The organism is Microbacterium sp. ARD31, from assembly GCF_031844425.1.
In genome coordinates this window covers 1-2707 of the sequence record NZ_JAUZVE010000015.1, presented here as the reverse complement: position 1 = coordinate 2707, position 2707 = coordinate 1, and the positions used below count along the sequence as shown (strand labels likewise).

Genomic DNA, 2707 nt, shown 5'->3' with positions numbered 1-2707 from the left:
GCCTCGCCGCTCTCCACAGCAGGAAGCTCCGGGATGGGAAGATCCGCGGACCGACCTCGGGGTGTGACACCTGCCGGGGGTCTCAGCGCGCTGCGGTCGTCGCGAGCGGTTCCCGAGAGTCCGGCTCGGCAGGCGCGGGGAACGACTCGAGCGCCTGCGCGAGATCGGCGATCAGGTCGTCGGTGTCTTCGAGACCGATCGACAGGCGGACGATGTCGTCGCTCGGTTTCGCGTCGGCCGCGACAGGTCGATGGGTCAACGCGGCGGGATGCTGGATGAGCGAGTCGATGCCGCCGAGCGAGACCGCGTGCGTGAACAGACGCACGCCCGTCGTGACGCTGCTCGCTGCCGCGAAGCCTCCGCGCAGACGGATCGCGATCATCGCGCCCGTGCCGCGCATCTGCCGGTGCAGCAGGCCCCGGGGATCGCCGTCGAGTCCCGGGTAGTAGACGTCCGAGACCGAGGGGTGGGTGCGCAGCCACTGCGCGACCCGCTGCGCGGACGACTGCTGGGCGCGCACCCGCAACGGGAGAGTGGCGATCCCGCGGTGCAGCAGATACGCCCCCAGCGGGTGCAGGATGCCGCCCGTGACGGCCCGCACCCGGCGCAGCGCCTCGGCCCACTCCTCCGAACACGCCACGACACCCGCGATCGCGTCGCCGTGCCCGCCGATGTACTTGGTCGCGCTGTGCAACGACATCGCGGCGCCCAGATCGAGCGGGTTCTGCAGGACCGGCGTGGCGAACGTGTTGTCCACGAGCACCGGGACGCCATCGCTCTGAGCGACCACCGCGGCGATGTCCACCAGTTCGAGAGTGGGATTCGCCGGCGTCTCGATGATGACCAGGGCGGTGTCGCGGCGCACCGTTGCCGCCACGTCGCCTTCGTCGCAGTACGAGATCTCCGTGCCGAGCAAGCCCGAGGCGAGGAGGTGATCCGTGCCGCCGTAGAGGGGCCGTACCGCGACGATGTGGCGGCCGCGACCGGCGGAGGTCGCGGCGAGGACGGCGGCGGTGACCGCGGCCATACCCGAGGCGAACGCCACGGCGGCGTCGGCGTGCTCGAGCTCGGCGAGCGCCGACTCGAAGCGCGCGACGGTGGGATTCCACAGCCGCGCGTACACGAATCCGCCGTCGGGCAGCGGACGTCCACCGGTCGCCATCGATTCGTAGGAGTCGCCCCCTCTGTCGATGTCGGGGAGGGGGTTGGTGGTCGACAGGTCTATCGGGGGCGCGTGCACGCCGAGACCGGCGAGATCCTCGCGTCCGGCGTGGACGGCGGTGCTGTCGAGTCCCCAAGATGATGAGCGCATCTCTCCAGGGTGCGCGTTCCGACAGGGTCAGGCGAGCTATTCTGCTGACAGAGCAGCATTCACGGCATCGAGTTGTCGAAACGCGCTCTCTATTCGAGATCGAGGAGCCCGCCTTGTCGAAATCGCAATCACCCGCTCCCGTCGCCCTCGACGACCTCGACCGTGCGCTGCTGCACGCCGTGGCGACCGACGGCGAGGTGACCAACAAAGAGCTCGCGGCGCAGCTGGGTATCGCCGAGTCGACGTGCGCGTACCGGCGGCGCCTGCTGCGGGAGCGGGGGGTGATCGGCAGGGCCCGCACCGTCGTCGACCCTGCCGCACTCGGGTTCCCGCTGCAGGCGGTGGTGACCGTGCGGCTGGGGAGCCACAGCAAGGAGCTGGTCGAGGACTTCTACGACGCGATCGTCCGCACGCCACGCGTGCTGCAGGTGTTCCATGTGGCGGGCAGCGCGGACTTCCTCGTGCACGTCGCCGTCGAGAGCCCCGAGATGCTCCGCGACATGGTGCTCGAGCACATCACCGTCCACCGAGGTGTTCGGCAGACCGAGACGCAGCTGGCCTTCGACGTACGGCAGGGTGTCGGAGTGACCGGCCCCGAGACATGAGACGAGATGCCGCGGCGCACTGACCGGCGTCGGGGCCGCTGACGGTGGGAGCGCGCGACCCTCGAGGGAGGGCGCATACGATGTCGACGTGAAGCATCTGTCAGACGAGGGACAGCGGTTCGTCGAGGATCGCCACCTGGCGACGCTTTCGACGATCGGGCCGTCAGGGCTCATCCACGCGGTCGCCGTCGGCTTCACCCTCGACGACGGAATCGTGCGCGTGATCACCAGCGACGGTACGCAGAAGGTGCGCAACGTCGAGCGGGACGGCCGCGCCACCGTGGCCCAGGTCGACGGAGCACGGTGGCTGACTCTCGCGGGACGCGCCGTGATCGAGCGCGATGCCGACGCCGTCGCACGCGCAGAGGCCCTCTACGCCGCCCGCTACCGCCCGCCGCGGGTGAACCCGAGACGGGTCGTGATCCGGCTCACGCCGGAGCGGATGCTGGGCTCCGCGGGGTTGATCGAGGGCTGAATCGGCGCGACACGCCCGGGATGCGCCGCGGATTCGTCACGGCGCGGATCCCCGCGTACAGTTACATGTGTTCGCCCCAAAGGGAGAGCGGAGAGGCCAAGGCCCCGCCCCCTCAAGCGGAGAACCACCCCCCTTCGAACAGGATGACCGGCGTGCCGGAAGCCTGCAGATGGAGGTTCCCCTGTGCGCAGGATCGGCTCGCGAGAGTCGAGACGACGTGCGAACGCCACGGCGTGTCGATTTGACAAGCGGCGGCGCGGGGATAAGATAGTGAAGTTGCCCTCCTGGGCTGGTCGTGAGGCTGGTTGGGGGGAG

General features: G+C 69.9%; 3 protein-coding genes. 2 read left to right on the top strand and 1 reads right to left on the bottom strand.

The window, feature by feature from the left end; genetic code table 11:
* Positions 1–82: 82 nt before the first annotated feature.
* The gene (locus tag Q9S36_RS27325; protein WP_311287989.1) at positions 83–1312 is read right to left on the bottom strand and encodes an aminotransferase class I/II-fold pyridoxal phosphate-dependent enzyme; all 1230 of its coding nucleotides are present in this window, start codon (positions 1310–1312) and stop codon (positions 83–85) included.
* Positions 1313–1425: 113 nt separating this feature from the next.
* On the opposite strand from Q9S36_RS27325, the gene Q9S36_RS27320 reads away from it, so the two are divergent.
* Both Q9S36_RS27320 and Q9S36_RS27315 read left to right on the top strand, forming a co-directional pair.
* The gene (locus Q9S36_RS27320) at positions 1426–1917 is read left to right on the top strand and encodes an Lrp/AsnC family transcriptional regulator (RefSeq protein WP_311287988.1); all 492 of its coding nucleotides are present in this window, start codon (positions 1426–1428) and stop codon (positions 1915–1917) included.
* 88 nt (positions 1918–2005) lie between these two features.
* Positions 2006–2392, top strand: coding sequence for a PPOX class F420-dependent oxidoreductase (locus Q9S36_RS27315; RefSeq protein ID WP_311287987.1), 387 nt, complete (start codon positions 2006–2008; stop codon positions 2390–2392).
* The last annotated feature ends 315 nt before the right edge of the window (positions 2393–2707 follow it).